The sequence below is a fragment of the Variovorax sp. GW458-11-26-14-LB1 genome (assembly GCF_059423965.1).
In genome coordinates this window covers 25,031-50,747 of sequence record NZ_JBWKYW010000050.1, presented here as the reverse complement: position 1 = coordinate 50,747, position 25,717 = coordinate 25,031, and the positions used below count along the sequence as shown (strand labels likewise).

Below are 25,717 nucleotides of genomic sequence, written 5' to 3'. Positions count from 1 at the left end.
GTTACGCCCCGCGTGCTCCCGCGGCCGCACCGCGTGCCCCGGCACCGGCGCCGCGCCAGGCGCCGGCCAAGTCGTCGTCGGGCTTCGACGACATGGACGACGACATTCCGTTCTGAAACCGGCTCCTCGAGCGTTTCAATGAAGGCCTGCCTTTTCGAAGGCAGGCCTTTTTTTTGCCCTTTTTATTTCGAATTCTCTCCATGGGCGGTCGCGCCCGGGAAAGTGCTGTTTTGCCAAGGAAATGCAGCCTCCTTGCTCGTCTGGCCGTTGAGCGCAGGGGAAGCGTGTTACGTGGGCCCCTTTTCGACGGCAATGACTGTGTTCAGAGGGGCAATTCCCGGCGGCAATCAACCCATCGACTCCGGCCGTTCTGCTGAATAGCGTCGTTCAGCAGCGCATCGCCGTCGGCCGGTTCGCCGCGATTGGTCCGCCCCAGCGCACGGAATTGGTCCTTGTCCCGCACGGTGCGGCGTCGGAGCATGCAGGCCATAGAACACCGAGACAAGCACGACATGCAGAGCGCCGCCTCCCACTGCCCGCCATCGACCGTCGCACGCGCCGAAGTCCAGGCCCTGCGGTCCTCGAAGATCCGCGAGGTCGCCAATGCGGGCATGGACCGCAAGGACATCCTGCCTTTCTGGTTCGGCGAGCCTGACGAGGAAACGCCGGACGAGATCTGCGGCGCTGCGATCGCCGCACTCGAGAACAGGCGCACCTTCTACGTCCAGACGCTGGGCGAGCCCGCGTTGCGCGAGGAGATTGCCCGCTACCTGTCGCGCTGGCATGGCCCCATCGGCGTCGAACGGGTGGCGGTGACGAGTTCGGGCACGCATGCGCTGATGCTGGCCCTGCAGGCGCTGCTGAACCCCGGCGACCGCGTGGTGGCCGTGACGCCGTTGTGGCCCAACCTGGTCGAGATGCCCAAGGTGCTGGGCGCGCACGTCGAGACCGTCGCATTGCAGTTCACCGCGGCGGGCTGGGTGCTGGACGAGCAGCGCCTTCTGGAAGCGCTTCGGCCGGGCACCCGCGCGCTGCTGCTGAATGCGCCCAACAACCCGACGGGCTGGACCCTCTCGCGCGAGGCGCAGGAAGCCATCCTCGCGCACTGCCGGCGCCTGGGCATCTGGATCGTCAGCGACGATGTCTACCAGCGCATCAGCTTCGATGCGCCGTGCGCGCCGTCCTTCCTGGACATCGCGACGCCCGAGGACCGGGTCATCAGCTGCAATTCCTTCTCCAAGGCCTGGCGCATGACCGGATGGCGCCTGGGCTGGATCGTCGTGCCGTCGGCGATGCTGGGCGACATCGGCAAGCTGATCGAGTACAGCAGCACCTGCGCGCCGCCCTTCGTCCAGGCGGCGGGGGTGGTCGCCCTGGCGCACGGGGAAGACGCCATTGCCCGGACGGTCGAGCGGCTGCGCCAGGGCAGGGACCACCTGGCGGCGCGCCTGGGGAGCGTGCCGGGGGTCGAGCTCGCCGCGCCCGCCCGGGGCGCGATGTACACCTTCTTCCGTGTCGACGGCGTGACGGACAGCCTCGCGTTCTGCAAGCAGCTCGTGGCCGAGGCCGGGCTGGGGCTGGCGCCCGGCGTTGCCTTCGGCCCCGAGGGCGAAGGCTACCTGCGCTGGTGCTACGCGAGCGGCACGCCGCGCCTGGACGACGGCGTTCGCCGCCTGGCCGCCTACCTGGAACACCACCCAACCACACGATGAGGATGCGATGAACACCCAAGACATTGCGGGCGCCCTTTGGCAAGCCATGGAGGACGGACGCCACATGCCGTCGGAATGGGCCGGGAAGTTCTCCCTGCAGCAGGGCTACGAAGTGCAGCTGGCCCTGTTGCACAAGCGCCTAGCCAGGGGCGAGCGGCAGACGGGCTGGAAGGTCGGCCTCACCGCCGAGGCCATGCGCGTGCAGCAGCAGGTGCACGAACCCTGCTTCGGCTATCTGCTGGAAAGCGGCCGGCATGCGAGCGGCCAGGCCTATCGCTTTTCCGAACTGATCGCGCCGGGCTTCGAGAACGAGCTGTGCCTGACCATCGGCAAGACGCTGCGCGGACCCGGCGTGAGCCTGGAGGAAGTCGCTGCCGCCGTGACGCATGCGGCACCCGCCCTGGAGATCGTGGAAGTCCGCGGTCCGTTTGCCGGCAACCTGGCGCTGGCCATGGCGGACAACGCGCAGCAGAAGGCCTATGTGACGGGGGCGGCCGTGCCGCTGACGGCAGACAACCGCGACCTGGCCGGCGCCAACGTGACGGTGCAGGTCGACGGCGCCGTCAGCGAGACGGCCTCCGGCTCGGCGGTCATGCAGGGCGGCGGGCTGCTCTCGGTGCTGTGGCTGGCGAACAAGCTGGCCGAATTCGGCCTGGCCCTCGAGGCGGGGATGCAGGTGATGTCCGGGTCCTTCACACGGCAGTACCGCGCGTCGCAGGGCATGCGGGTGCATTCCTCGTTCGACCGCTTCGGCACGGTCGCCGCGAACTTCATCTGAGGCAAGAGGTCGCCATGGATCTGGGTATCAAGGGCAAGACGGCGCTGGTGTGCGCCGCGAGCAAGGGGCTGGGCCGGGCGTGCGCGTTCGCGCTGGCGGAAGACGGCGCATCGCTCACCATCGTGGCGCGCGGTGCGCAGGCGCTCGAGGCCACCGCCAACGACATTCGCGAGGCCACCGGCGTGCACGTGCGCACGGTGGCCGCCGACGTCACGACGGTGCAGGGGCGGGCGCTCGTCCTCGAGGCCTGCCCCGCGCCGGACATCCTGGTGACCAATGCCGCAGGCCCCAAGCCGGGCGACTTCCGCCAATGGACGTGCGACGACTGGATGGTGGCGCTCAACGCCAACATGCTGACGCCCATCGAGCTGATCAAGGCAACGGTGGACGGCATGATGGAGCGTGGCTTCGGCCGCATCGTCAACATCACCTCGTCCTCGGTGAAGGCGCCCATCGACATCCTGGGCCTGTCCAACGGCGCGCGCAGCGGGCTCACCGGTTTCGTGGCAGGCCTGGCGCGGCGCACGGCGCATCGCAACGTCACCATCAACAACCTGCTGCCCGGCTCGTTCGCCACCGACCGCCTGCGCGCCACGGTGGAGGCTGCCGCGGCCGGGTCGGGGCGCTCGTTCGAGGCGGAGCAGACCGAATGGCAGGGCCGCAGCCCGGCCGCGCGCTTCGGCGATCCGATGGAGTTCGGCCGCGCCTGCGCCTTCCTGTGCAGCGCCCATGCCGGCTACATCAACGCACAGAATCTGCTGCTCGACGGCGGGGCCTATCCCGGGACCTTCTAGGCGAAGCGCCAGCACCGTTCAAAAGGAACTCACTTGAGCGACCCCCAACGACAACAAGGCAGGCAGATCGTGTCTGCCACCGGCATCGAGAAACGCTTCGGCGCGCTGGACGTGCTGCGCGGCATCGACCTGTGCGCGCACGAGCACGACGTGGTCACGCTGATCGGTGCCAGCGGCTCGGGCAAGAGCACCTTCCTGCGCTGCCTCAACCTGCTCGAAGTGCCCGACGCCGGCACCGTCGCCATCGATGGCGAGGAGATCCGCATGCGCCGGTCGCCGGCAGGGCAGGCGAGCCCTGCCAGCAAGAGCCAGGTGAACCGGTTGCGCGCGGGCATCGGCATGGTGTTCCAGAACTTCAACCTGTGGAGCCACATGACCGTGCTGGAGAACGTGGCCATGCCGCCCATGAAGGTGCTGGGGCTGTCGCGCCGCGAAGCGACGGAGCGGGCCGAAGCGCTGCTGGCGAAGGTCGGGCTCGGCGACCGGCTGCGGCACTACCCGGCCCACATCTCGGGCGGCCAACAGCAGCGCTGCGCCATCGCCCGCGCGCTGGCGATGGAGCCCAAGCTGCTGCTGTTCGACGAGCCCACGTCCGCGCTCGACCCCGAGCTCGTGGGCGAGGTGCTGAAGGTGATCCGCCTGCTCGCCGAGGAGGGCCGGACCATGGTGATGGTCACCCACGAGATGGCGTTCGCACGCGAGGTCTCGACCGAGGTCGCCTTCCTGCACAAGGGAAAGATCGAGGAACGCGGGGCGCCTGCCGACGTGTTCGGCAACCCGCGCAGCGAGCGTTGCCGCAAGTTCCTCGACAGCGTTCTGTAGCCACGACATCACGAACCAAGAACTGGAGACGAAATGAAGAAATGGTTGTTCGCAGGCCTGCTGGCCGCGTGCTCCGTCGCCGCCATGGGGCGCGAGATCAAGGCCGGGGTGCAGTGCACCTATCCGCCCTTCAACTACCGCGATGCGTCGGGCGAGCTGAAGGGCTTCGAGATCGACATCGCCCGCGAGATCGGGCGGCGGATGAACGCCAACGTGCAGTTCGTCTGCCTGGGGTTCGACGGGCTGATTCCCGCGCTGCTTTCCAGGAAGATCGACATCGTCGCCTCGAGCCTCTCGATCACCGAGACGCGCAAGAAGAGCATCGATTTCTCCGTTCCCTACCGGGCCTCCACGGCGCGCTTCGTGGGCCGCAAGAACGGGGGGCTGCTCCCGATGAAGCCCGACAACACGCCCAACGCGGGCGCGCTCAAGGGCAAGGTGGTGGGCGTGCAGCGGGCCACCACGAACGACAGCTACCTTGCGGGCGAGTTCTCCGGCGTCGAGATCACGCGCTACGACTCGGCCGAAAACATGCTGCTGGACCTCGTGGCCGGCCGCATCGACCTCATGCTCGTGAGTCCCATGAAGGTTCGCACCGACTTCCTGGAGAAGCCGGAAGGGCGCAACTACGAGTTCGTCAGCCCCGAGATCGAGGCGCCCAAGTACCTGGGCGAAGGCGTGGCCGTCGGCTTGCCCAAGGGGAGCACGGCGCTGCGCGACGAGATCAACGCGGCGCTCAAGGGCATGTTTGCCGACGGGACCTTCAAGGCGATCAACCAGAAGTACTGGAGCTTCAGTGTGCTGCCCGCGGTCTGGCACTGACGCCGTCGCGCCACCGAATCCGCTCACTGATTGCTGACGACACCATGGACATGTTCAACGGCTGGGGGCCGACCATCGCGCAGGGCGCCTGGACCACCGTGGAGGTGGCGCTGGTGTCGTCGGTGTTCGGCATCGCGCTGGGGCTTCTGGGCGCGGCGGCCTGCCTGTCCCGCTTCAAGGCGGTGCGCTGGCTGGCCGAGGCCTACATCACGGCGATACGGGGCATCCCGCAACTGCTGCTGATCCTGATGGTGTACTTCGGCAGCACGGTGGTCTTGAGCCGGCTGCTCGCGCTGGTCAGGCCCGACGCGGGCATGGTCGAGATCCCGCCGTATCCGGCGGGTGTGTTTGCACTGGCACTGATCTTCGGCGGCTACGCCTCGGAGGTGTTCCGCGGCGCGCTCACGGCCATTCCCCGCGGGCAGGTGGAGGCCGGCATGGCCGTGGGCATGGGCACCCTGCAGATCTTCTTCGCGATCCAGTGCCCGCAGATGCTGCGGCTGGCGCTGCCGGGCCTGGGCAACATCTGGATCTCGACGCTCAAGGACACCTCGCTGATCTCCATCGTGGGGCTGAGCGAGCTGATGAAGGCCTCCGAACTGGCCACCAGCGACACGCGCCGCGCCCTGTTCTTCTACCTCAGTGCCGGCGCCATCTACCTCACGCTGACCGTGCTGAGTTCGCTCGTGCTGCATCAGCTCGAGCGCCGCGGCGCCCGCGGTGAAAGGACGGCCTGACCATGGATGTCGAACTCATTGTCGAGAGCCTTCCGGTGCTCTGGCAGGGCGCGCTGCTCACGCTGGAGCTCTTCGCGATCACGATGGTGCTCGCGACGCTGCTGGCGGTGCCGCTGGCCATCGTGCGCGTCCAGAAGGCCTGGTGGCTGCGCTGGCCCGTCGAGGTGTTCTCGCAGGTCTTCCGGGGAACGCCGCTGCTGGTGCAGATCTTCATCGTGTACTACGGCATTGCCCAGATCGATGCGGTGCGCGACAGCTGGGCCTGGCCCTACCTGCGCAAGCCCTACTGGTGCGCCGTCATCACCTTCGTGCTGAACACGACGGCCTACGCCGTGCATATCTTCCGCGGGGCGATCCAGGCGGTGCCGCACGGGGAGGTCGAGGCCGGCCAGGCCTTCGGGCTGTCTTTCGGCGCGCTGTACCGCCACGTCATCCTGCCGCGGGCGATGCTGCTGGCGCTGCCGGCCTACGGCAACGAGGTGATCAAGACGATCAAGCGCACGTCGCTGGCCAGCGCCATCACGCTCTCGGAGCTGACGGGTGTGGCCAACACCCTGGTGGCGCGCACCTTCGCCCCCTACGAGATCTTCATTGCGGCCGGGTTGATCTACCTTGCCTTCGCGTTCGCCGCCAACCACCTGGTGCGGCGGCTGGAGCACCGCATGTCTCGCCATCTTCGCCACTTGCCGGCGCAGCACGGCACCGGGCCCATGCCCACTTGATCCAGGAGACCGCGTGTCCACTTCTTCCGTTCCAGAATCGGCGATGGCCGAATTCCTCGCCTTCGCCCATGGGCTGGCCGACGCCAGCGGCGCCATCCTGCGCGAGAACCTGTACAGCCGCAGGGGTTTCGAGTCCAAGGAGGACGACAGCCCCGTCACCGTCGTGGACAAGCATGTCGAGCAGACGCTGCGCACGCTGATCCGCCACCGCTATCCCTCGCACGGCATCCTCGGCGAGGAGTTCGAGGGCCAGGACCTCGATGCCGAGTACGTCTGGGTGCTCGACCCGATCGACGGCACCAAGGCCTTCATCACGGGCATTCCCATCTACGGGACGCTGATTTCGCTGGCGCGCCACGGCACGCCGATCATCGGTGTGATCGACCACCCCATCACCAACGACCGATGGGCCGGGGCGCAGGGCCAGCCGTCCACCTTCAACGGCCAGCGCATCCGCAGCCGCGAGTGCCCGTCGCTGGCCGACGCGCTGGTGTCGTGCAGCAATCCGGAGCCCTTCGGGCCGCGCGAGCGCGAGGCGTTCGAGACGCTGCGCAGCGCCGCCAAATGGTGCGTGTACGGATCGAGCTGCTATGCGTACGGCTGCATCGCCAACGGAACGATCGACATCGGCATCGACTGCGGCCGCCACCGCGAGGTCGACTACTGCGCGCTGGTGCCGGTGATCGAGGGCGCCGGCGGCGTCATCACCGATTGGGAGGGGCGTCCGCTCACGATCTACTCCGGCAACCGGCTGGTCGCATCGGGCAACCCCCGCCGCCACGAGGAGGTCCTGCGCATGCTTGCGGGCGCCTAGCGCGGGCGACCGGGCCGTATATTCGAAGGCCGCCGCAGCCTGTCCGGCACGGGCGGCATGGAGATCTCGTATGCCGCGGCACTTCAACTACCCGACCTGGAGTTCGCTCTCGCTGGACCGCAGCGGCTCCGATCCGCTGCACGTGCAGGTGTTCGAGCAGATCCGCCAGGCCATCGTGCAGGGCCGGATCTCCAAGAACTCGCGGCTGCCGCCCACCCGCCAGCTGGCCGCGGAACTCGGCGTGTCGCGCAACACCGTGGTCCTGGTCTACGAACGGCTGCTGGCCGAGGGCTATGTCAGCGGCCGCGTCGGGGCGGGCACCTACATCGCCGCCGTGCTGCCCGAGGAGCGCAGCGCGCCGGCCGGAGCGCCGTCGAATGCACCTGTCGCCGCGCCGGCGCCCCGGCACATCTCGCGGCGTGCGCAGGCGATGTCCGAACTGGCGCTGCCGCCCGAGCGCAATGCCACGTTCGACCTCAGCCCGACCGTGCCCGCGCTCGACCAGCTGCCGTTCGAGCAGTTCGCCAAGGTCTCGTCGCAGTACTGGCGCTCGGCGCCGGCCGCGGAGCTGGGCTACGGCTCGCCGATGGGGCTGCCCGAACTGCGCCAGCAGATCGCGGACTATGTGGGCGAGGCACACGGCATTTCCTGCCTGCCGGACCAGGTGCTCGTGGTCGACGGCACGACGCAGGGCTTCGTGCTGGCAGGCCAGGTGCTGACCGACCACGGCGATCGCATCATCGTGGAAGACCCGGGCTACATCACGCGGCTTGCCGCCTTGATGGGCTTCGGCGCGGACCTGGTGCCCGTGCCCATCGACCTGCAAGGCCTGGACAGCAGCCGGTTCGACAGCCATGCGCCCGACGCGCGGCTGATCGTGGCGTCACCCACCAACCAGTTCCCCTTCGGCAGCACGATGCCGCTGGAGCGGCGCCTCTCGCTCCTGCAGTGGGCGCACGAGCGCAATGCCTGGGTGATCGAGTACGACTTCAACAACGCCTTCCATTTCCGCGGCAGGCCGCTGCCTCCGCTGGCGGCGCTGGACCACGGGGGGCGGGTGATCTACATCGGGAACTTCAACCGTTCCATCTCGCCCGCGCTCAACCTGGCCTACCTGGTGGTCCCGCCCGACCTGGCGGACGCTTTTGCCTGCGCCACGCAGATCTTCTCGTTCAAGGCCTCCATGCCGACCCAGGGCGTGGTGGCCGACTTCATGGCGAGCGGGCAGCTGGCGGCCCACATCCGGCGCATGGGCGTGCGCTATCGCGAACGCGCGCAGCTCATGGAGCACTGCTTCAGGACGCTGGTGGGGCGCGATTTCGAGCTGTCGACCACCGGCTCGGGGCTGCACCTGTCGGCCATCTCGCGCACGCCGATCGACGATGCGGCGGTTTCCCAGGCGCTGCTGGCGCACCGCATCGATGTGCCTGCGATCTCCGCCTATTGCCTGAGCGAGCAGGTCCGCACCGGCTTCGTCTTCGGGTTCGGCAACACGCCCGCCGAGCGGATCGCCCCGGCGTTGGCGCTCTTCGGCAGTGCGGTCGCGAACGCCTGAGGCGTGCCCGCTACCCCTCAATTGTTTCGAATCCGTGAACACCGCGGTTCGTTTTGCTACGGGTTTTTACCTAGACCGAGGCGCACAATTCATCTCACGGACCAGCCCTCAAAGCTGATCTGGGTGAACAGGGCCCCGAGCGAGGTGGCCGCCCTCCGAAAAAGAACAGAGGGGCGGTGACCCACCCAAGACCGGTTCGACATCCGAAGCAAGAACTTGAACTGAATTGAAGAAGGAAGAAATCCAAATGACCGCCTCGAAGATCCTCTCCGCCGTTGCTGTTGCCCTGATGGCCGTTGCCGGCGCCGCCCATGCCGAAAGCTATGAAGGCGTGCATCAACTGACCTCGGCCGCCAGCCGCGCCGACGTCGCCGCCCAAGCCGTCGTGGCCGCGCACAGCGCCAACCCCTATGCCACCGGCGCCAACGCAGGCCCCGCGCAAGTGATCGTGTCGACCGCCAGCCGCCCCGCCGTGCGTGCCGACGCCGTCGCCGCCGCACACAGCGCCGACCCGTACGCCGAAGGCGCTTCGTCGGGCGTGGCCCCGATCGTCGCCAGCACCGTCGACCGCGCTGCGGTTCGCGCCGCAGCCCGCGCTGCCGCCCACGGCGACGCACTGCCGCTGTAAGCAACAGCCCGAATGCTTCGCCGATGGGATCGGCGAACGTTCCAGGTCTTCATGAAAAGCCGGCCCTGCCAACGCAGGGTCGGCTTTTTTCATGGGCCATGACCGTGAATTCTTGGCCGAAAGTCACATTGCCTTGGCCTTGCGCATCCCTCATGATTTGGGCGCGGGAGGGATGGCCGCCAGAGCGCATGCTTTCGCATTAACGCATCGCCGTGGTGCGGACACGCGAGAATCGAGCGTCGTTCCGACCGCGAAAAATGAAAGCACGATCCGTCGCCAACCAAGCGACGACCCACTACGCATGGCCCTCACTCTCGACCCCGAAGACACGCGCGGACGCATCCACGACCTGGTGTGGAGCGGCTTCCATGCCGATGCCGACATCGGCTGGATGATCACCGACGAGTACCTCGATCCGGATGAGCTCACGCCCGAGGACCGCGCCTGGATCAAGGCCGAAACCACGCGCGCCTGCGCCGCCAAGCGCGCCGCCGAGGCGCAGTGGCCCGCGCAGACCGAGTACGACCGGCTCGAGGCGGTGTTCGCGCAGCTGCGCAGCGAAAAGATCATCGCCCTGCACCGCGCCGGCAACACGCTGTCCGACGGGCACGATGACGTGCGCGAGCAGTGGCGTGCGGCGGGCCGGCTCGAGTCCGGCATCCGCGGCTGCTGCTTCTATCACGCACAGGACCTGGACGGCGCCGTGCGCTCCGGCCGCCTGTTCCTCGCCTTCAGCGGCGGCATGATCCCCGAGATCGCGCAGCGCGAAGCCAACACCGTCGTGGTCGGTCGCCGCATCGTCGAGCTGCTGCGCGACGCCGGCTTCGGCGCGCAATGGAGCGGCAACATCAACGAGCGCATCGAAGCCGACCTCGGCCAATGGCGCAAGCGAGGCCCCGCCGCGTGAGTGCGCAGGCCTGGCAGCCGCCGCGCCGCATCGACGCGATCGACTTCTGGCTGCGCTCGCGGCTGCTCGCCACGGCCCACGCCCTGCGCGAAACCCTGCGGCCCTCGGCCCGGCGCTGGCCCGGCGGCGCGCACGCACTGGCCGATGCGCCGGTGCTCGCGCAATACCGAACCCCCCTGTGGTCCGACGGCCGGGCCGACGAATTCCCGCTGGTCGCCGGCAAGGTGCACAACCTGCGCGTGGCGCGGCCGGCCTTCGACGCCATCGAGGTGCCGGCCGGCGAGGTGCTGAGCTTCTGGCGCCAGCTGGGGCGACCGGGTGCCGGGCGCGGCTTCGTGGTCGGGCGCGAGGTGCGCGGCGGTTGCGTGGTGCCGACGCTGGCCGGCGGGCTGTGCCAGCTGTCGAACGCACTGGCCACGGTGGCCGTGCGCGCGGGCTTCGAGCTGGTCGAGCGCCACGGCCACACGGCACGCATCGAGCAGGCCGACACGCCGGACAGCGACGCCGTCGATGCGACGGTGTTCTGGAACTACGTCGACGTCAAGCTGCGCGCCCGGCACGCCTGGCGGCTCGAAGTGGCGCTGACCGACACCGAGCTCGTGGTGCGCATCCGCGCGCGCACGCCGCTGGCGGTGCCGGTCGAGCCCGTCATGCTGCGGCGCACGAACGACGACGTACCCACCGCGTTGCCGCTGGCGCGCGGCTGCCTGAGCTGCGACCAGACGGCGTGCTTTCGCCACCGTCCGCCGGTCGATGTCGGCGCCGAAGGGCGCACCGCCGTGCTCGTCGATGGCTGGACGCCGGAGTTCGCACGCCACCTGCGCGAGGCGCATCCGCAGGCGCAGCGCATGCGGCCCGTGCCGCTGCGGCTTGCGTTCTGGCGCGTGCCTGCTGTGGGTTGGCATCGCGAGCCCGCGACGAACGCAGCGGTGACCACGCCCTGGGCCGCGAGCCTGCGCCGCGCCGTGTGGCAGCGGCTCTGGGCGCGACAGGCGGGCCGGCGCCAGGCCAGCCTGATCGACGGCCAGCGCTGGCTCGCGCAGGCCTTCGCCGCGCGTCTCGCGCCTTCGCACACGCACCTGGTGGTCGAGCAGTCGCTGCTGCCGCACCTGCAGCGCCTCGGCGCGCTCGACGGGCGCCGGATCACCGTGCTGGCCAGCGCACTGCCGATGGCCGACATTGAAAAGAAGCTCGATGCCGCATCGCCGCGCTGGCCCGGCGACGCCACCTTGCGCGACTTCCGCGCCGATGCATCGCTGGTGCGCGACGAGGCCCTGGCGCTCGCGCGTGCGGCGGTCGTCGTCACGCCGCATGCCGCGGTGGCGCAGGCCATGGCGCAGTACGCGCCGCAGGCCGCGCTGCAGCGGCTCGACTGGGCGCTGCCGCAGGTGAAGGCCGCGCACAGCAAGCGCGAAGAAACACCGCTCGTCGTGTTCGCAGCCAGCGCGCTGGCGCGCAAGGGCGCGCGCGAACTCGCCGCCGCGCTGCAAGGCTGGCCGTGCCGCCTGCGCGTGCTGGGCGCACCGTCGGACGACGCGCAACTCTGGCAGGGCATCGAACCCCTTCAACACATGAACTGGCAAGGCGACTGGCTGGCCGGTGCGAGCGTCGTCGTGCTGCCCGCGCACGTCGAGCACGCCCCGCGCGCACTGCTGCGCGCCGTGGCGGCCGGCGTGCCCGTGGTTGCATCGACGGCCTGCGGCCTGGCCGGCGTGCCGGGCGTGCACGAGGTCGCACCCGGCGACATCGACGCACTGCGCACCGCATTGCAGCAGGCCGTCCGCTTGACCTGAACGGAGAACAACCCCCGTGGCATCGATCGAACAGGCCCGCGCGGCCCTGGCTTCCCATGGCGCGCTGGCGCCGCAATCCGCCGCCGAGCACTGGCACGGCGAGCTGGCGCTGCCCGCCGCCCTCGCTACCTTCTACGAACAGGTCGGCCCGCTCGGCGAGTGGGTCAACGAGCGCGTGGGCTATGCCGGCCTCACGGTGCCGACCACCGGCAACCCCTTCAGCATTCCCGCGCTCTCGCGCCTGTGGCAGCTGCAGGCCGGCTACCGCTGGCACGGCATCACCGGCGAGCGCATTGCCGACTGGCCCGAGCATTGGCTGGTGGTGGCCGACCAGGGCGCCGATCCGTTCATCTTCGACCTGCGCACCGGCGCGATCCAGTTCGCGATGCACGGCACGGGCACCTGGGAGGAAGACGAACCGCTCTTCGCCGACATCTTCGAGATGGCCGCCTGCCTGGGCACCATCGGCCAGGTGTGGGTCGAAGCGGGCGACGCCATCTTCACCGACGAGGACGACTGCGAGGTCGATCCGGTGCACCGCGCGCGCCTGGTCGAGCGCCTCGTGCCGCTGCTGGGCAGTGCCGCGGCGGCCGAAAACATCGTCGACGCGTTCGGCTGGTAAGACAAAAAAGAAGACACATGAGCATCGACCTGCAGACCCTCAAATGCGGCGAGTGCGGCAGCAGCGCGCTGCGCCGCACCGGCCTGAACGAATACACCTGTTCGCACTGCGGCTCGATGTCGCTGGTGGAAGACGACGTGTCCGACCGCCTCGAGCGTGTGCTGCAGCAGGTCAAGCACCACGCCGGCCAGCAGATCGCGGCCGAACAGGCGCTGCGCCAGAAGCAGATGGTGCGCACGATCGGCTTCGTCGTGATCGGCTTTCTCGGCGTGGCGGTGGCCGTCCAGGTCGCGATGCTGCTGTTCGGCTCCGGCAAGCGCAGCGATACGCCTTCGGTGGCGCGCGCGATGGTCGAGCGCACCATCGCGACCGACGGCCTGAAGCTGTCCGAGCCGCGCCAGGTGCTGGTCGGCGAGCGGCCGAAGCTCTTGGTGCTGGCGCGCAACGAGACCGGCCGGCCGCTCGAACGGCCCGGCCTGAAGGTGGTGTTCCACGACGGCGACACGCGGCTGAACGAGCGCAGCGAATCCCTGCCGATCGACGTGCTGATGCCCGGCGAGTCCGCGCCCGTGCTGGTCGACCTGCCCTCGGGCCAGAACGTCACGCGGCAGGACGTGACGGTCGAGAAGCTGTCCGAACCGCGCAGCGCCGCCGAAGGGCCGCGCCTGGCGTTCTCGCGCGTGCGGCTGGTGCAGCAGGGCGAGCGCGTGCGCCTGGTCGGGCGCCTCGTGCATGCGGGCGCCGCCGGCGCACCGGCGTTCGGCAGCATCGAGGCGCTGGTCACGCTGTACGACGACGCGGGCCAGGTGATCGGCGTCGGTCGCGGCCATGCGCCGGGATCCGAGCTGGCGCCCGGCGCACGCACGGCGATCGATGTCGACCTCAGCCGCTTCGGCCGCGGCGCCGCCATCGCGGCGTGGGACTACCGCATCGGCTACCGCACGGTCACGCCCTCGGGCGCGCGCACCACGGTGCTGAGCGCCGACCGCGTGATCCGCACGGCCGGTGCGCCCGAGGCCTTCCACCCCGACCTGCGGCTGGGCACCGAAGACCTGCTGGCCGACGACAGCGAGCGCTTCGACCCGCGGCAGCTCGAACTGCTGCCGCTGGTGGCGGGGCGCAGCACGATCCAGCGGCCGCTGTTCATGACCGAGCTGGTGAACCGCAGCACCGACGCCATCGCCATTGCGCCCGGCGCCGTGATCTCGCGCTTCGGCGGCAGCACGGCCGACGGCACCACGCGCCTCGACGCGCTGGCCTATCTGTACCCGGGCGAGCGCTTTCCGGTCCTGCTGGAGCCCAAGGCCGTGGACCGCATCACGCAGACCCGCGTCGAGTGGAAGCCGATGCGCCGCGCCGCACTGCCCGGCCCGCGCAAGCCGCTGGAGGTGCAGGTGACGGGCACCCAGGCCGGCACCGGGAGCGTGCTGCTCAACTTCAGCCAGCGCTTCACCTACAAGAGCGTGGAGGTCACGGGCACGGTGAAGAACCCCGGCACGGCCATCGCGGCCAAGGTGCGCCTGTGGGTGAGCCTGCGCGACCGCAACGACCAGCTGACCGGCTTCAAGCTGATCGAGAACCTGCCGGCCATCGCGCCGGGCGAGAGCGTGCCCTTCCAGGTCCACGTGACGCAGCACGGGCGCGATTTCGCGAGCGTCGCGACGCTATACCAAACCGAATAGCCCCGCGCGTGACGGCATCGGGCGGTTCGCGCCATGATCGCGCCATGATTCCGCTTTCGATCCTCGACCTTTCCCCGATCACCGAAGGCAGCGATGCCGCGCAGTCGTTCCGCAACTCGCTGTCGCTGGCGCAGCACGGCGAGAAGCTGGGCTACACGCGCTACTGGCTGGCCGAGCACCACGGCATGCCGGGCATCGCGAGCGCGGCCACGGCCGTGCTGCTGTCGCACGTGGGCGCGGGCACCTCCACCATCCGCATCGGCGCCGGCGGCGTGATGCTGCCCAACCACTCGCCGCTGGTGATCGCCGAGCAGTTCGGCACGCTGGAGTCGCTGTACCCGGGGCGCGTCGACCTGGGCCTGGGCCGCGCGCCCGGCTCCGACCAGCGCACCGCGCGCGCCCTGCGGCGCAACCTGGAGTCGGATGCCGACCAGTTCCCGCAGGACGTGATGGAGCTCATGGACTTCATGTCGAAGAACCCGCAGCAGGCCGTGCGCGCCGTGCCCGGCGCAGGGCTCGAGGTGCCGGTTTGGATCCTGGGCTCGAGCACCTTCGGCGCGCAGCTGGCGGCGCACCTGGGCCTGCCGTATGCCTTTGCCTCGCACTTCGCGCCGCAGCAGATCATGCAGGCCATCCAGATCTACCGCGAGACCTTCAAGCCCTCGGCGCAGCTGAGCAAGCCCTACGTGATGCTGGGCTTCAACGTGTTCGCGGCCGACACCGACGCCGAGGCCGAGTTCCGTGCCACCTCGTGGCAGCAGGCCTTCGTGAACCTGCGCAGCGGCCGCCCGGGGCGCCTGCCGCCGCCAGTGGAGAACTACCGCCAGAAGGTCGGGCCGGCCGAGAACGCGCTGCTCGACTCGGTGCTGTCGTGCTCGGCGGTGGGCTCGGTCGAGACCGTGAAGCAGGGCGTGGAAGCGTTCGTGGCGCGCACCGGCGCCGACGAACTCATGATCACCTCGCAGGTGTTCGACCACGCCGCCCGGCTGCGCTCGTACGAGCTGCTGGCCGAGGCCTTCGGCCAGAAGAAGTCGTAGAAGCTAGGCCCGCTTGCGGGCTTCCTCGTCCACGAGGTCTTTCTTCGAGAGCTTGCCCACGGCGGTCTTGGGCAGCTCGGCGCGGATCTCGAGCGCGCCGATCATCTCGTGCTTGCCCAGGCGGCTCTTCAGGAAGGTCTTGAGCGCGTCGAGCGTGAGGTCGTCCGCGCCGTCCTTCAGTTTCACGAAGGCCTTCGGCGACTGGCCCCGGTACTCGTCGGGCACGCCGATCACGCAGACCTCGGCCACCGACGGGTGCTCGTACACCGCCTCCTCGAGCACGCGCGGGTACACGTTGTAGCCGCCGCACAGCAGCATGTCCTTGGTGCGGTCGACGATGTAGAGGTAGCCGTCGGCGTCCATCTTCGCGACGTCGCCGCTGCGGAAGTAGCCGTCGGCCGTCATCGACTCGGCGGTGGCCTTCGGGTTGTTCCAGTAGCCCTTCATCACGTTCGGCCCCTGCACGCACAGCTCGCCGGGCTCGCCGAACGCGGTCACGTCCTTGGTCGGGTCGTCCAGGCTCACGAGTTTGATGCGCACGCGCGGCAGCGGCATGCCGCACGAGCCGGCCTTGCGCACGCCGCGCGCGGGCGTGAAGGTGCCCACGGGCGAGGTCTCGGTCATGCCCCAGCCTTCGTTGAGGTGGCAGCCGGTGAGTTCGAAGAAGCGCTGCTCCACCTCCACCGGCAGCGGCGCGCCGCCCGAGCCGCAGAACTTCAGCGAGCGCAGGTCCATTTCTTTCGCCTTGGGGTGCGCAAGGATGGCGGTGTACATGGTCGGCACGCCGGGGAACACGCTGATCTTGCTGGCCGCGAGTTCGTTCATCACCGCATCGACATCGAAGCGCGTGTGCAGCACCAGCGCCGCGCCCAGGCGCACGCCCAGCAGCATCGCGGCGCTCAGCGCGAAGATGTGGAACAGCGGCAGCACGACCAGGAAGCGTTCCTTGCCTTCGTCGAGGATGGGCGGCTCGCCGCGCGTCGATTCGTAGTACTGCGCCGAGGCCGACGTGAGGTTGGCGTGCGTGAGCATCGCGCCCTTGGGCAGGCCGGTGGTGCCGCCGGTGTACTGCAGCACGACGATCTCTTCTGCGAGGTCGCCCAGCGGGTAGGTCTGGTGCGTGCCTTCGCTTTTCAGCAGGTCGGTGAAGCGCACGTGGCGGTCGTCGGTGGGCACCGGTGCGATCTGGCCGGCGGCCTGCAGCTGGGCCTGCACCTTGTCGCCCGCCGCGCCGTAGTCACCGAGGCTGCCGACCACCAGCGTCTTCAGGCGCGAGCTGTCGAGCAGGCGCGCCATCAGCGGGTAGAGGTTCACGAGGTCGAGCGTGACGAGGATGTCGGTGCGGCTGTCCTCGATCTTGTGGGCCAGCACGCGCTCGGCGTCCAGCGGCGAGTAGTTCACCACCGTGCCGCCGGCCTTGAGCACGGCGAAGAAGGCGATCGGGTAGTGCGGCGTGTTCGGCAGGTACAGGCCGACATGCACGCCCGGCTTCACGCCCAGGTCCTGCAGGCCCTTGGCGGCGCGGTCGACCGCTGCGCCGAGTTGGGCGTAGGTGAGGACCTGGCCCATGAACTCGACCGCCGAATGGTCGGGCCAGCGCGCGACCGCTTCGTCGAGCATCTGCTGCACCGGCTTGACCGGCAGGTCGGCGTCCCAGCGCATGCCGGGCGGGTAGTTGCGCGTCCAGGGGGTGGGGTCGCCAGAGAGGGAAGGGGTCGCCATGCGTGTTGTCTCCGCTGTGTTTCGGGGCACTGTAGCGCCGGCCTTTCGCATCGTGGAGTGCGGGCTGACAAGCCGGCGACACGGGTTTTCCCGATTTCCCACACGCCGGATGCCCCTGTCGCCGGGCTGGGACAATGGCGGGCTTATGGCAAAACAACGGATCGTGGTCGGGCTGAGCGGCGGGGTGGACTCCGCGGTCACCGCGCACCTGCTCAAGCAGCAGGGGCACGAGGTGGTCGGCATCTTCATGAAGAACTGGGAAGACGACGACGACAGCGAGTACTGCTCGTCGAACATCGACTTCGTGGACGCCGCCAGCGTGGCCGACGTGCTGGGCATCGAGATCGAGCACGTCAACTTCGCCGCCGACTACAAGGACCGCGTGTTCGCCGAGTTCCTGCGCGAGTACAAGGCCGGCCGCACGCCGAACCCCGACGTGCTGTGCAACGCCGAGATCAAGTTCAAGGCCTTTCTCGACCACGCCATGCGGCTGGGCGCCGAGAAGATCGCCACCGGCCATTACGCACGCGTGCGACTGAACGAGGCCACGGGCCGGCACGAGCTGCTCAAGGGGCTCGACAACTCGAAGGACCAGAGCTACTTCCTGCACCGCCTGAACCAGGCGCAGCTGTCGAAGACGCTGTTCCCGGTCGGCGAGCTGCACAAGACCGAGGTGCGCCGCATCGCGGAAGAAATCGGCCTGCCCAACGCGAAGAAGAAGGACTCGACCGGCATCTGCTTCATCGGCGAGCGGCCGTTCCGCGACTTCCTGAACCGCTACATCTCCAAGGAGCCGGGCCCGATCAAGGACGACCGCGGCCGCAAGCTCGGCGAGCACCAGGGCCTGAGCTTCTACACGCTGGGCCAGCGCCAGGGGCTGGGCATCGGCGGCGTGAAGGAAAAGGGCGCCCAGCGCGGCGCGGGCGACCATTCGCCCTGGTTCGTCGCGCGCAAGGACGTCGAGAAGAACACGCTGTGGGTGGTGCAGGGGCACGACCATCCGTGGCTGCTGTCGTCCGAGCTGAAGGCCGACGACGCGAGCTGGGTCGCCGGCGAGGCGCCCACCGCGGGCGCCTACGGTTCGAAGGCGCGCTACCGGCAGGCCGATGCGGCCTGCGAACTGTCCGAGGGCGCCAACGGCGCCTTCAGCCTGCGCTTCGGTGCGCCGCAATGGGCGGTCACGCCGGGGCAGTCGGCCGTGCTGTACGACGGCGAGCGCTGCCTCGGGGGCGGCGTCATCGTCTGAACCTGCCCTAGCGCGGCTGCCGCACGCTGTCTTCGGTGTGGATCAGTGCGAGCGGGTGGCGCTTGCCGGCGAGGTAGTCCTCGATGCAGCGCAGCAGCAGCGGGCTGCGATGGCGCGCCACGCTGGCACGGATCTCGTCCACGCTCATCCACAGCGTGCGCACGATGCCTTCGTCGAGCGCACGACCTTCTTCGCGCGCGCCCAGTTCGCCGGTGAAGGCAAAGCGCATGTAGGTCACGTCGGGCTGCTCGGCCGAGCGCGCCATGTACACGCCGAGCAGCGCGGTCGGCGTGAAGGCGTGGGCCGTTTCCTCGAGCGTCTCGCGAATGCAGCCGTCCTCGGGCGACTCGCCGGGGTCGAGGTGGCCGGCCGGGTTGTTGAGCTTCAGGCCGTCGTCGGTCTGCTCTTCGACGAGCAGGAAGCGGCCGTCTTGCTCGATCACCGCGGCCACGGTGACATTGGGTTTCCAGCGTGTGGGCATCGTGGGCGCGAGTCTATCGGCATCTCGGCTATCGCACGACATAGCCGCTGAAGCGCCAGATGCGGTCGGCGTCGAGCCGGAAGCTCACCCGTTCGCGCAGCGTGCGCTCGGGCGTGTTGCCGAAGCGGGTCTCGTACTCGACGCTGACGTACTGGCCGGCCGCATCGGCGTCCGGGTCGGTCACGACCTGCCGGTGCACGGCCACCCAGGTGCGCTGCTGCGGCCCGCCGAGCGGGGCGCGGCTTCTGGCCACCTTGCTGGCGAAGTCGGTGCGGGTGATGCGCTTGCGGGTGGCGGGCGTGGCGCCGTCCCACAGCTCGCCGGCCTCGTTCCGGTCGATCATCTGGATCGCCTGCAGGCCGCCGCGCACCATGTCGCTGGCCTCGACGTCTTCAGCGAGGGCGGGGAACAGGCCGCTGCACAGCAGGAGCAGTGCGGCCAGGAGGAGCCGGGGCATGGGGAAGGGCACTTGTTCGGACGGAACAAGTTGGAGGCCGACGGGGAGGAGGGGTTCCCCGCCTGGCCTGCCGGGGCGTGCGCTCAGCGCGCGTTGGAAGCTGCAGCGGCGGGCCGCGTGTCGACCTCGATGGTTTCCAGTCGGTAGCCCAGACCGTACACGGCCAGCAGCAGGAAGCCGTTCGACGGGCGCAGCTCGAGCTTGGTGCGCAGGCGTGACACGTGGGTGTCGAGCGAGCGCGACAGCGCCTCGACCCCCAGCCCCCAGACCGCCTCGTGCAGGTGCTCGCGCGAGAGCAGGCGCCCCAGGTTCTGGAACAGGAAGAGCGCGAGTTCGTATTCGCGGTTCTTCAGCTCGACCAGCTCGCCGTGGACCCGGATGGTGCGCGAGGGCGGAAAGAAGTGGTACGGTCCGAACACCATTTCGGGCTCGTTGCGCGAGGGGTAGGCGCGGCGCAGCAGCGCGTTGATGCGGGCTTCGAACTCGATCGGGCGCAGCGGCTTGGCCATGAAGTCGTCGGCGCCGACATTGAGGCCTTCGACCATGTCGCTGTCGTCGTGGCGCTCGGTCACGAACAGGATCGGCATGCGGCTCTTGTAGTCCTGCCGGATCGTCTTGACGACGTCCGGGCCGTTCATGTCCGGCAGGCGCCAGTCGAGGACCAGCAGGTCGAAGGTTTCGCGGCGCATGGCGTGCAGCAGCGCCTTGCCGGCGGCGTACGTGTGGCACTCGTGACCGAGGCTCGCCATGGATTGGTTGATCAACCGGAGTTGGTCCGGCTCGGTGTCGAGTACTGCAATGCGCATTCCATTCCCTTGTTCCGCCCTGTGTGGACCTCTATGTGTCCGCAATATGAATCGAAGTGTATCTATTTGCGTCTGAAATCATTGCTGTGAATTACTATTAATTCACGCAAATTGATTTTATGTATGTGGTTCAATTGCTAATTGAATCCAATTGGTGTTAGTTGATTGCAATCTAGAACCAGAGCGAGCGAAGGCGCCACAAGCGCTTCTGCGGCGGTCACCCGTGTTTCCCCCGGGGTCGTACCGGCCGCCAATTTGCTATCAATTAAATAGCTACATATGCAGTGCCTGCGAGCGTTGAGCAGCAAAAAGAACGCGGCATTCTGGCGACAGGTGCGCTTGTAATCTTGCTGTAAGCTCTGCCCGCAATCCGTGCTGCCCCTTCCCCCTGAGGAGAACTCTATGTTGATAGGCGTGCCTGCCGAGACAGCGGCTGGCGAAACCCGAGTGGCCGTTACACCCGAAACGGTGAAGAAACTGGTGGCCTCCGGGCACACCGTGCGCGTGCAGGCAGGTGCCGGCATTGCAGCCAGCGTCACCGACGCCGGCTACCAGGCGGCAGGGGCCGAGATCACCGATGCGGCCGGGGCGTTGTCCGCCGACATGGTGCTCAAGGTGCGCACGCCCAGCGACGCCGAGGCGGCGCAGCTGAAGGCCGGCGCGGTCGTCATCGGCATGCTCAATCCTTTCGACGCGGCCGGCCTGCAGCGCCTGGCCGCCGCGGGCGTCACGGGCTTCGCGCTCGAAGCCGCGCCGCGCACCACGCGCGCCCAGAGCATGGACGTGCTCAGCTCGCAGGCCAACATCGCCGGCTACAAGGCCGTGATGATCGCGGCCGACAAGTACCAGCGCTTCTTCCCCATGTTGATGACCGCCGCCGGCACCGTGAAGGCCGCGCGCGTCGTCATCCTGGGCGTCGGCGTGGCCGGCCTGCAGGCCATTGCCACGGCCAAGCGCCTGGGCGCCGTCATCGAGGCCTCGGACGTGCGTCCGAGCGTCAAGGAACAGATCGAGTCGCTGGGCGGCAAGTTCATCGACGTGCCTTACGAGACGCAGGAAGAGAAAGACGCGGCCGAAGGCGTCGGCGGCTACGCCCGCCCGATGCCCGCCAGCTGGCTCACGCGCCAGCAGGCCGAGGTCGCCAAGCGCGTCGCGCTGGCCGACGTGGTCATCAGCACCGCGCTCATCCCGGGTCGCGCCGCGCCCACCCTCGTCACCGAGGACATGGTCAAGTCGATGAAGCCGGGCTCGGTGATCGTCGACATCGCGGCCGGCAAGGGCGCCGACGGCATCGGCGGCAACTGCCCGCTGTCGGAGGCCGACAAGACCGTGGTCAAGCACGGCGTGACCATCGTCGGCGAAACCAACCTCGCGGCGCTGGTGGCGGCCGACGCGTCGGCGCTGTATGCGCGCAACGTGCTCGACTTCCTCAAGCTCGTCGTCACGAAGGAAGGCGCGCTCAAGATCGACCTCGAGGACGACATCGTCGCCGCCTGCCGGGTCACGCAAGACGGCCAGGTCACGCGCAAGTAAGAGCAGGCTGCCTTCCATGAACCGCACCATGCTCCGCGCGAAGCTGCATCGCGCCACCGTGACCGAAGCCGACCTGCACTACGAAGGCTCGTGCGGCATCGACGAAGACCTGCTCGACGCGGCCGACATGCGCGAGTACGAAAAGATCGAGCTGTACAACGTCAACAACGGCGAGCGCTTCTCGACCTACATCATCAAGGCGGCGCGCGGTTCGGGCGCCATCTCGCTCAACGGCGCGGCGGCGCGCAAGGCGCATGTGGGCGACCTGCTCATCATCTGCACCTACGCCCCCATGACCGAGGCCGAAGCCGCCGACTACAAGCCCAAGGTGGTGCTGCTTGGCGATGCCAACCGCATCAACGAAGTCAAGAAGCTCTGACAGAGCCCGGGACCAAGAGACAGAGACCGAACGAGGAGAACACAACACCATGGAAATCGTTTCGCACACCGTCATCAACCTGACCATCTTCGTGCTGGCCATCTACGTCGGCTACCACGTGGTCTGGACCGTCACGCCCGCGCTGCACACGCCGCTCATGGCCGTGACCAACGCCATCTCGGCCATCGTGATCGTGGGCGCCATGCTGGCCGCCGCGCTCACCACCACGCCGCTGGGCAAGACCATGGGCGTGCTCGCCGTGGCGCTGGCCGCGGTGAACGTCTTCGGCGGCTTCCTGGTCACGCGCCGGATGCTCGAGATGTTCAAGAAGAAAGACAAGAAGGCCGCCCCCAAGGCCGCTGAGGGAGCCGCCAAGTGAGCATGAACCTCGTCACGCTGCTGTACCTCGTTGCCAGCGTCTGCTTCATCCAGGCCCTGAAGGGCCTGTCCCATCCCACCACCTCGATCCGCGGCAACATCTTCGGCATGACCGGCATGGCGATCGCCGTGCTGACCACCATCGCGCTGGTCCACGGACAGGCGCGCGCCCTCAACGTCGACTTCACCACCGGCATCGCCTGGGTGCTGGCCGCCGTCGTGGTCGGTGGCGGCCTGGGCGCCTTCATGGCCAACAAGGTCGAGATGACCAAGATGCCCGAGCTGGTCGCCTTCATGCACAGCATGATCGGCCTGGCCGCGGTGTTCATCGGCGTGGCCGCGGTGGCCGAGCCCTGGGCCTTCGGCATCACGGCCGCGCCCGTGGCGGCTGTCGTCGGTGCGCGCACGCCCGACGGCGCGGTCCTCTTCGAGGGCTTCGTGCGCCATGCCATTCCTTATGGCAACCGGCTCGAGCTGTTCCTGGGTGCGGCCATCGGCGCCATCACCTTCAGCGGCTCGGTCATCGCCTTCGGCAAGCTCTCGGGCAAGTACAAGTTCCGCCTGTTCCAGGGCGCGCCGGTGCAGTTCTCGGGCCAGCACATGCTGAACCTGGTGCTGGGCCTGGCGACCATCGCCCTGGGCCTGGTGTTCGTGGCCACCGAAAGCTGGCCGGCGTTCTTCGCGATGCTGGCGCTGGCCTTCGTGATGGGCGTGCTCATCATCATCCCGATCGGCGGCGCCGACATGCCGGTGGTGGTGTCGATGCTCAACAGCTACTCGGGCTGGGCGGCGGCCGGCATCGGCTTCAGCCTGAACAACGCGATGCTGATCGTGGCCGGTTCGCTGGTGGGCTCTTCGGGCGCGATCCTGAGCTACATCATGTGCAAGGCCATGAACCGCTCGTTCTTCAACGTGATCCTGGGCGGCTTCGGCGGTGAGGCAACCACCGCCACCGACGGCGCCAAGGAACAGCGCCCCGTGAAGAGCGGCAGCGCGGACGACGCGGCCTACATGCTGTCCAACGCCGAGACGGTGATCATCGTTCCGGGCTACGGCCTGGCCGTGGCGCGCGCCCAGCACGCCGTGAACGAACTGGCCGAGAAGCTCACGCACAAGGGCGTCAAGGTGAAGTACGCCATTCACCCCGTGGCCGGTCGCATGCCGGGCCACATGAACGTGCTGCTGGCCGAGGCCGAGGTGCCGTACGACCAGGTGTTCGAGATGGAGGACATCAACGGCGAGTTCGCGCAGGCCGACGTGGCGATCATCCTGGGCGCCAACGACGTGGTGAACCCGGCCGCGCTCACCAAGGGCACGCCGATCTACGGCATGCCGATCCTGGAAGCCTACAAGGCCAAGACCGTCATCGTGAACAAGCGCTCTATGGCCGCCGGCTACGCGGGCCTGGACAACGAGCTCTTCTACATGGACAAGACCATGATGGTCTTTGGCGATGCGAAAAAAGTAGTGGAAGATATGGGCAAGGCCATCGAATAGGCCGAAGGTCCGTGCCCGCGATGCGGGCCTGATCGTCGCGGCGCCTCACGTGCGCCGTTTTCGTTTTTAAAAACTCATCCGACTCCGAGGAGACACATCCATGACCGAACGCCCCTGGCTCAGCAGCTACCCGCAAGGCGTGCCCGCCGACATCGACGCGTCGCACTACCCGTCGCTGGTGGCGCTCATGGAGGAGAGCTTCACCAAGTACGCCGACCGCACGGCCTACAGCTTCATGGGCAAGGACGTGAGCTACGGCGAGACCGACAAGCTCAGCAAGGCCTTCGCGGCCTATCTGCAGGGCCTGGGCCTCGTGAAGGGCGACCGCGTCGCCGCGATGATGCCCAACTGCCCGCAGTACCCGATCGCGGTGGCCGCCATCCTGCGCGCCGGCCTGATCCTGGTGAACGTGAACCCGCTGTACACGCCGCGCGAACTCGAGCACCAGCTCAAGGACTCGGGCGCCAAGGCGATCGTCATCATGGAGAACTTCGGCACCACGCTGCAGCAGTGCATCGCGAGCACGCCGATCAAGCACATCGTGCTGGCCTCCATGGGCGACCGGCTCGGCTTCCTGAAGGGCGCGCTGGTCAACTACGTGGTGCGCAACGTCAAGAAGCTGGTGCCGCACTTCAGCCTGCCGGGCGCGGTGCGCTTCAACGATGCGCTCGACAAGGGCGCGGGCGGTTCGCTCAAGCCCGTGGCCACCGGCCCCGACGACGTGGCCGTGCTGCAGTACACCGGCGGCACCACCGGCGTGTCCAAGGGCGCGGTGCTGCTGCATCGCAACGTGATCGCCAACGTGCTGCAGTCCGAAGCCTGGAACGAGCCCGTCATGGCCAAGGTGCCGGCCAACGAGCAGCCCACCAGCGTGTGCGCGCTGCCGCTGTATCACATCTTCGCGTTCACGGTCGGCATGATGCTGAGCATGCGCACGGGCGGCAAGCTGATCCTGATCCCGAACCCGCGCGACATTCCCGGCGTGCTCAAGGAACTGTCCAAGCACACCATCCACAGCTTCCCGGCCGTCAACACGCTGTTCAACGGGCTGGCGAACCACCCCGACTTCAACACCGTCAACTGGAAGAACTTGAAGGTCTCGGTCGGCGGCGGCATGGCGGTGCAGGCCGCGGTGGCCAAGCTCTGGCTCGAGAAAACCGGCTGCCCCATCTGCGAAGGCTACGGCCTCTCGGAAACCTCGCCCTCGACCACCTGCAACCCGACCAACAGCACGGCCTACACCGGCACCATCGGCCTGCCGCTGCCGAGCACCTGGCTCAAGCTGCTCGACGACGACGGCAACGAAGTGCCCACCGGCGAGCGCGGCGAGATCGCCATCAAGGGCCCGCAGGTCATGGCCGGCTACTGGCAGCGCCCCGACGAGACCGCCAAGGTCATGACGCCCGACGGCTACTTCAAGAGCGGCGACATCGGCGTGGTCGACGAGCGCGGCTACTTCAAGGTGGTCGACCGCAAGAAGGACATGATCCTGGTGTCGGGCTTCAACGTGTACCCGAACGAGATCGAGGACGTGGTGGCGATGCTGCCCGGCGTGCTCGAATGCGCCGCGGTGGGCGTGCCCGACGACAAGACCGGCGAGGCCGTGAAGCTCGTCATCGTCAAGAAGGACGAGTCGCTCACCGAAGCGCAGGTGCGCGAGTACTGCCGCGCCAACCTCACGGGCTACAAGCAGCCGCGCGTGATCGAGTTCCGCACCGACATGCCCAAGACCCCGGTGGGCAAGATCCTGCGGCGCGAACTGCGGGATAGCAAGAAGTAGTAAGGGTTCCGCC

25 protein-coding genes and 1 pseudogene are annotated in these 25,717 nt (G+C 68.3%); 22 read left to right on the top strand and 4 right to left on the bottom strand.

The window, feature by feature from the left end:
* The 16 genes and pseudogenes from AC07YS_RS25790 to AC07YS_RS25715 form a co-directional block, all read left to right on the top strand.
* A pseudogene (locus AC07YS_RS25790) lies at positions 1 to 116 on the top strand (single-stranded DNA-binding protein); the annotation flags it as partial.
* 396 nt (positions 117 to 512) lie between these two features.
* Positions 513 to 1,712 (top strand): pyridoxal phosphate-dependent aminotransferase, encoded by a 1,200-nt coding sequence (locus tag AC07YS_RS25785; RefSeq protein WP_495269828.1) that lies wholly within the window; start codon positions 513 to 515, stop codon positions 1,710 to 1,712.
* A 7-nt stretch (positions 1,713 to 1,719) separates the two neighbouring features.
* Positions 1,720 to 2,490, top strand: a complete 771-nt coding sequence (locus tag AC07YS_RS25780) for a 2-keto-4-pentenoate hydratase (protein WP_307696898.1) — start codon at positions 1,720 to 1,722, stop codon at positions 2,488 to 2,490.
* Between the two features lie 14 nt (positions 2,491 to 2,504).
* Positions 2,505 to 3,284: an SDR family oxidoreductase gene (locus AC07YS_RS25775; protein WP_495269829.1), complete on the top strand. Its 780-nt coding sequence runs from the start codon at positions 2,505 to 2,507 to the stop codon at positions 3,282 to 3,284.
* 33 nt (positions 3,285 to 3,317) lie between these two features.
* Positions 3,318 to 4,106 (top strand): ABC transporter ATP-binding protein, encoded by a 789-nt coding sequence (locus AC07YS_RS25770; RefSeq protein ID WP_390347160.1) that lies wholly within the window; start codon positions 3,318 to 3,320, stop codon positions 4,104 to 4,106.
* A gap of 33 nt (positions 4,107 to 4,139) precedes the next feature.
* Entirely contained in the window at positions 4,140 to 4,928 is a 789-nt protein-coding gene (locus tag AC07YS_RS25765; protein WP_495269830.1) for a transporter substrate-binding domain-containing protein, read from the top strand.
* Positions 4,929 to 4,972: 44 nt separating this feature from the next.
* Positions 4,973 to 5,665 (top strand): ABC transporter permease, encoded by a 693-nt coding sequence (locus tag AC07YS_RS25760; RefSeq protein WP_492744387.1) that lies wholly within the window; start codon positions 4,973 to 4,975, stop codon positions 5,663 to 5,665.
* A 2-nt stretch (positions 5,666 to 5,667) separates the two neighbouring features.
* Positions 5,668 to 6,387, top strand: a complete 720-nt coding sequence (locus AC07YS_RS25755; protein ID WP_062480468.1) for an ABC transporter permease — start codon at positions 5,668 to 5,670, stop codon at positions 6,385 to 6,387.
* 13 nt (positions 6,388 to 6,400) lie between these two features.
* Positions 6,401 to 7,201, top strand: coding sequence for an inositol monophosphatase family protein (locus tag AC07YS_RS25750; protein WP_206167823.1), 801 nt, complete (start codon positions 6,401 to 6,403; stop codon positions 7,199 to 7,201).
* Positions 7,202 to 7,271: 70 nt separating this feature from the next.
* A complete protein-coding gene (pdxR, locus tag AC07YS_RS25745) occupies positions 7,272 to 8,756 on the top strand; it encodes a MocR-like pyridoxine biosynthesis transcription factor PdxR (protein ID WP_070063410.1) in 1,485 nt (494 codons plus the stop codon).
* A gap of 247 nt (positions 8,757 to 9,003) precedes the next feature.
* Positions 9,004 to 9,384 carry a helicase SNF2 gene (locus tag AC07YS_RS25740; RefSeq protein WP_495269831.1) on the top strand — a complete coding sequence of 127 codons (381 nt, stop codon included), beginning with the start codon at positions 9,004 to 9,006 and terminating at the stop codon, positions 9,382 to 9,384.
* A gap of 301 nt (positions 9,385 to 9,685) precedes the next feature.
* Complete coding sequence (locus tag AC07YS_RS25735; protein WP_495269832.1) at positions 9,686 to 10,291, top strand: DUF6891 domain-containing protein; 606 nt, start codon at positions 9,686 to 9,688, stop codon at positions 10,289 to 10,291.
* Positions 10,288 to 12,084 carry a VanW family protein gene (locus AC07YS_RS25730; RefSeq protein WP_495269833.1) on the top strand — a complete coding sequence of 599 codons (1,797 nt, stop codon included), beginning with the start codon at positions 10,288 to 10,290 and terminating at the stop codon, positions 12,082 to 12,084. The genes AC07YS_RS25735 and AC07YS_RS25730 overlap by 4 nt, the downstream gene beginning before the upstream one ends.
* 16 nt (positions 12,085 to 12,100) lie before the next feature.
* The gene (locus AC07YS_RS25725; protein WP_495269834.1) at positions 12,101 to 12,706 is read left to right on the top strand and encodes a hypothetical protein; all 606 of its coding nucleotides are present in this window, start codon (positions 12,101 to 12,103) and stop codon (positions 12,704 to 12,706) included.
* A 17-nt stretch (positions 12,707 to 12,723) separates the two neighbouring features.
* Positions 12,724 to 14,388: an FxLYD domain-containing protein gene (locus AC07YS_RS25720; protein WP_495269835.1), complete on the top strand. Its 1,665-nt coding sequence runs from the start codon at positions 12,724 to 12,726 to the stop codon at positions 14,386 to 14,388.
* Between the two features lie 44 nt (positions 14,389 to 14,432).
* Positions 14,433 to 15,425 carry an LLM class flavin-dependent oxidoreductase gene (locus tag AC07YS_RS25715; RefSeq protein ID WP_369630983.1) on the top strand — a complete coding sequence of 331 codons (993 nt, stop codon included), beginning with the start codon at positions 14,433 to 14,435 and terminating at the stop codon, positions 15,423 to 15,425.
* 3 nt (positions 15,426 to 15,428) lie between these two features.
* On the opposite strand, the gene AC07YS_RS25710 is transcribed toward AC07YS_RS25715, so the two are convergent.
* On the bottom strand, positions 15,429 to 17,147 hold the full coding sequence (locus tag AC07YS_RS25710; protein ID WP_495269836.1) for a long-chain-fatty-acid--CoA ligase: 1,719 nt from the start codon (positions 17,145 to 17,147) through the stop codon (positions 15,429 to 15,431).
* Between the two features lie 145 nt (positions 17,148 to 17,292).
* Here AC07YS_RS25710 and mnmA point away from each other — a divergent pair, with 145 nt between their 5' ends.
* On the top strand, positions 17,293 to 18,393 hold the full coding sequence (gene mnmA / locus AC07YS_RS25705) for a tRNA 2-thiouridine(34) synthase MnmA (protein ID WP_095743293.1): 1,101 nt from the start codon (positions 17,293 to 17,295) through the stop codon (positions 18,391 to 18,393).
* A gap of 7 nt (positions 18,394 to 18,400) precedes the next feature.
* Here mnmA and AC07YS_RS25700 read toward each other — a convergent pair whose 3' ends face one another.
* The 3 genes from AC07YS_RS25700 to AC07YS_RS25690 all read right to left on the bottom strand — a co-directional run bounded on the left by AC07YS_RS25700 (position 18,401) and on the right by AC07YS_RS25690 (position 20,137).
* Positions 18,401 to 18,874 carry an NUDIX hydrolase gene (locus tag AC07YS_RS25700; RefSeq protein WP_095743294.1) on the bottom strand — a complete coding sequence of 158 codons (474 nt, stop codon included), beginning with the start codon at positions 18,872 to 18,874 and terminating at the stop codon, positions 18,401 to 18,403.
* A 28-nt stretch (positions 18,875 to 18,902) separates the two neighbouring features.
* A complete protein-coding gene (locus AC07YS_RS25695; protein ID WP_095949750.1) occupies positions 18,903 to 19,331 on the bottom strand; it encodes a DUF4019 domain-containing protein in 429 nt (142 codons plus the stop codon).
* An 83-nt stretch (positions 19,332 to 19,414) separates the two neighbouring features.
* Entirely contained in the window at positions 19,415 to 20,137 is a 723-nt protein-coding gene (locus tag AC07YS_RS25690) for a response regulator transcription factor (RefSeq protein ID WP_369630987.1), read from the bottom strand.
* 402 nt (positions 20,138 to 20,539) lie between these two features.
* On the opposite strand from AC07YS_RS25690, the gene AC07YS_RS25685 reads away from it, so the two are divergent.
* The 5 genes from AC07YS_RS25685 (at position 20,540) to AC07YS_RS25665 (ending at position 25,704) form a co-directional block, all read left to right on the top strand.
* Positions 20,540 to 21,670 carry a Re/Si-specific NAD(P)(+) transhydrogenase subunit alpha gene (locus AC07YS_RS25685; RefSeq protein ID WP_492744368.1) on the top strand — a complete coding sequence of 377 codons (1,131 nt, stop codon included), beginning with the start codon at positions 20,540 to 20,542 and terminating at the stop codon, positions 21,668 to 21,670.
* A gap of 16 nt (positions 21,671 to 21,686) precedes the next feature.
* Positions 21,687 to 22,049: an aspartate 1-decarboxylase gene (panD, locus tag AC07YS_RS25680; RefSeq protein WP_062481508.1), complete on the top strand. Its 363-nt coding sequence runs from the start codon at positions 21,687 to 21,689 to the stop codon at positions 22,047 to 22,049.
* A gap of 49 nt (positions 22,050 to 22,098) precedes the next feature.
* On the top strand, positions 22,099 to 22,428 hold the full coding sequence (locus AC07YS_RS25675; RefSeq protein WP_062481510.1) for an NAD(P) transhydrogenase subunit alpha part 2: 330 nt from the start codon (positions 22,099 to 22,101) through the stop codon (positions 22,426 to 22,428).
* Positions 22,425 to 23,924: an NAD(P)(+) transhydrogenase (Re/Si-specific) subunit beta gene (locus AC07YS_RS25670; protein ID WP_095949748.1), complete on the top strand. Its 1,500-nt coding sequence runs from the start codon at positions 22,425 to 22,427 to the stop codon at positions 23,922 to 23,924. Before AC07YS_RS25675 ends, AC07YS_RS25670 begins: the two co-directional genes overlap by 4 nt.
* Before the next feature lie 100 nt (positions 23,925 to 24,024).
* On the top strand, positions 24,025 to 25,704 hold the full coding sequence (locus AC07YS_RS25665; protein WP_070063399.1) for a long-chain-fatty-acid--CoA ligase: 1,680 nt from the start codon (positions 24,025 to 24,027) through the stop codon (positions 25,702 to 25,704).
* Positions 25,705 to 25,717: the final 13 nt, after the last annotated feature.

What these genes read in the sequence shown, in the direction of transcription:
- AC07YS_RS25685 (WP_492744368.1), top strand. Translation starts at nt 20,540, where the DNA reads ATGTTGATAGGCGTGCCTGCCGAGACAGCGGCTGGCGAAACCCGAGTG.
- pdxR (WP_070063410.1), top strand. Translation starts at nt 7,272, where the DNA reads ATGCCGCGGCACTTCAACTACCCGACCTGGAGTTCGCTCTCGCTGGAC.
- AC07YS_RS25755 (WP_062480468.1), top strand. Translation starts at nt 5,668, where the DNA reads ATGGATGTCGAACTCATTGTCGAGAGCCTTCCGGTGCTCTGGCAGGGC.
- AC07YS_RS25765 (WP_495269830.1), top strand. Translation starts at nt 4,140, where the DNA reads ATGAAGAAATGGTTGTTCGCAGGCCTGCTGGCCGCGTGCTCCGTCGCC.
- AC07YS_RS25700 (WP_095743294.1), bottom strand. Translation starts at nt 18,874, where the DNA reads ATGCCCACACGCTGGAAACCCAATGTCACCGTGGCCGCGGTGATCGAG.
- AC07YS_RS25665 (WP_070063399.1), top strand. Translation starts at nt 24,025, where the DNA reads ATGACCGAACGCCCCTGGCTCAGCAGCTACCCGCAAGGCGTGCCCGCC.
- AC07YS_RS25675 (WP_062481510.1), top strand. Translation starts at nt 22,099, where the DNA reads ATGGAAATCGTTTCGCACACCGTCATCAACCTGACCATCTTCGTGCTG.
- mnmA (WP_095743293.1), top strand. Translation starts at nt 17,293, where the DNA reads ATGGCAAAACAACGGATCGTGGTCGGGCTGAGCGGCGGGGTGGACTCC.
- AC07YS_RS25710 (WP_495269836.1), bottom strand. Translation starts at nt 17,147, where the DNA reads ATGGCGACCCCTTCCCTCTCTGGCGACCCCACCCCCTGGACGCGCAAC.
- AC07YS_RS25720 (WP_495269835.1), top strand. Translation starts at nt 12,724, where the DNA reads ATGAGCATCGACCTGCAGACCCTCAAATGCGGCGAGTGCGGCAGCAGC.
- AC07YS_RS25695 (WP_095949750.1), bottom strand. Translation starts at nt 19,331, where the DNA reads ATGCCCCGGCTCCTCCTGGCCGCACTGCTCCTGCTGTGCAGCGGCCTG.
- panD (WP_062481508.1), top strand. Translation starts at nt 21,687, where the DNA reads ATGAACCGCACCATGCTCCGCGCGAAGCTGCATCGCGCCACCGTGACC.
- AC07YS_RS25780 (WP_307696898.1), top strand. Translation starts at nt 1,720, where the DNA reads ATGAACACCCAAGACATTGCGGGCGCCCTTTGGCAAGCCATGGAGGAC.
- AC07YS_RS25740 (WP_495269831.1), top strand. Translation starts at nt 9,004, where the DNA reads ATGACCGCCTCGAAGATCCTCTCCGCCGTTGCTGTTGCCCTGATGGCC.
- AC07YS_RS25775 (WP_495269829.1), top strand. Translation starts at nt 2,505, where the DNA reads ATGGATCTGGGTATCAAGGGCAAGACGGCGCTGGTGTGCGCCGCGAGC.
- AC07YS_RS25735 (WP_495269832.1), top strand. Translation starts at nt 9,686, where the DNA reads ATGGCCCTCACTCTCGACCCCGAAGACACGCGCGGACGCATCCACGAC.
- AC07YS_RS25690 (WP_369630987.1), bottom strand. Translation starts at nt 20,137, where the DNA reads ATGCGCATTGCAGTACTCGACACCGAGCCGGACCAACTCCGGTTGATC.
- AC07YS_RS25715 (WP_369630983.1), top strand. Translation starts at nt 14,433, where the DNA reads ATGATTCCGCTTTCGATCCTCGACCTTTCCCCGATCACCGAAGGCAGC.
- AC07YS_RS25760 (WP_492744387.1), top strand. Translation starts at nt 4,973, where the DNA reads ATGGACATGTTCAACGGCTGGGGGCCGACCATCGCGCAGGGCGCCTGG.
- AC07YS_RS25785 (WP_495269828.1), top strand. Translation starts at nt 513, where the DNA reads ATGCAGAGCGCCGCCTCCCACTGCCCGCCATCGACCGTCGCACGCGCC.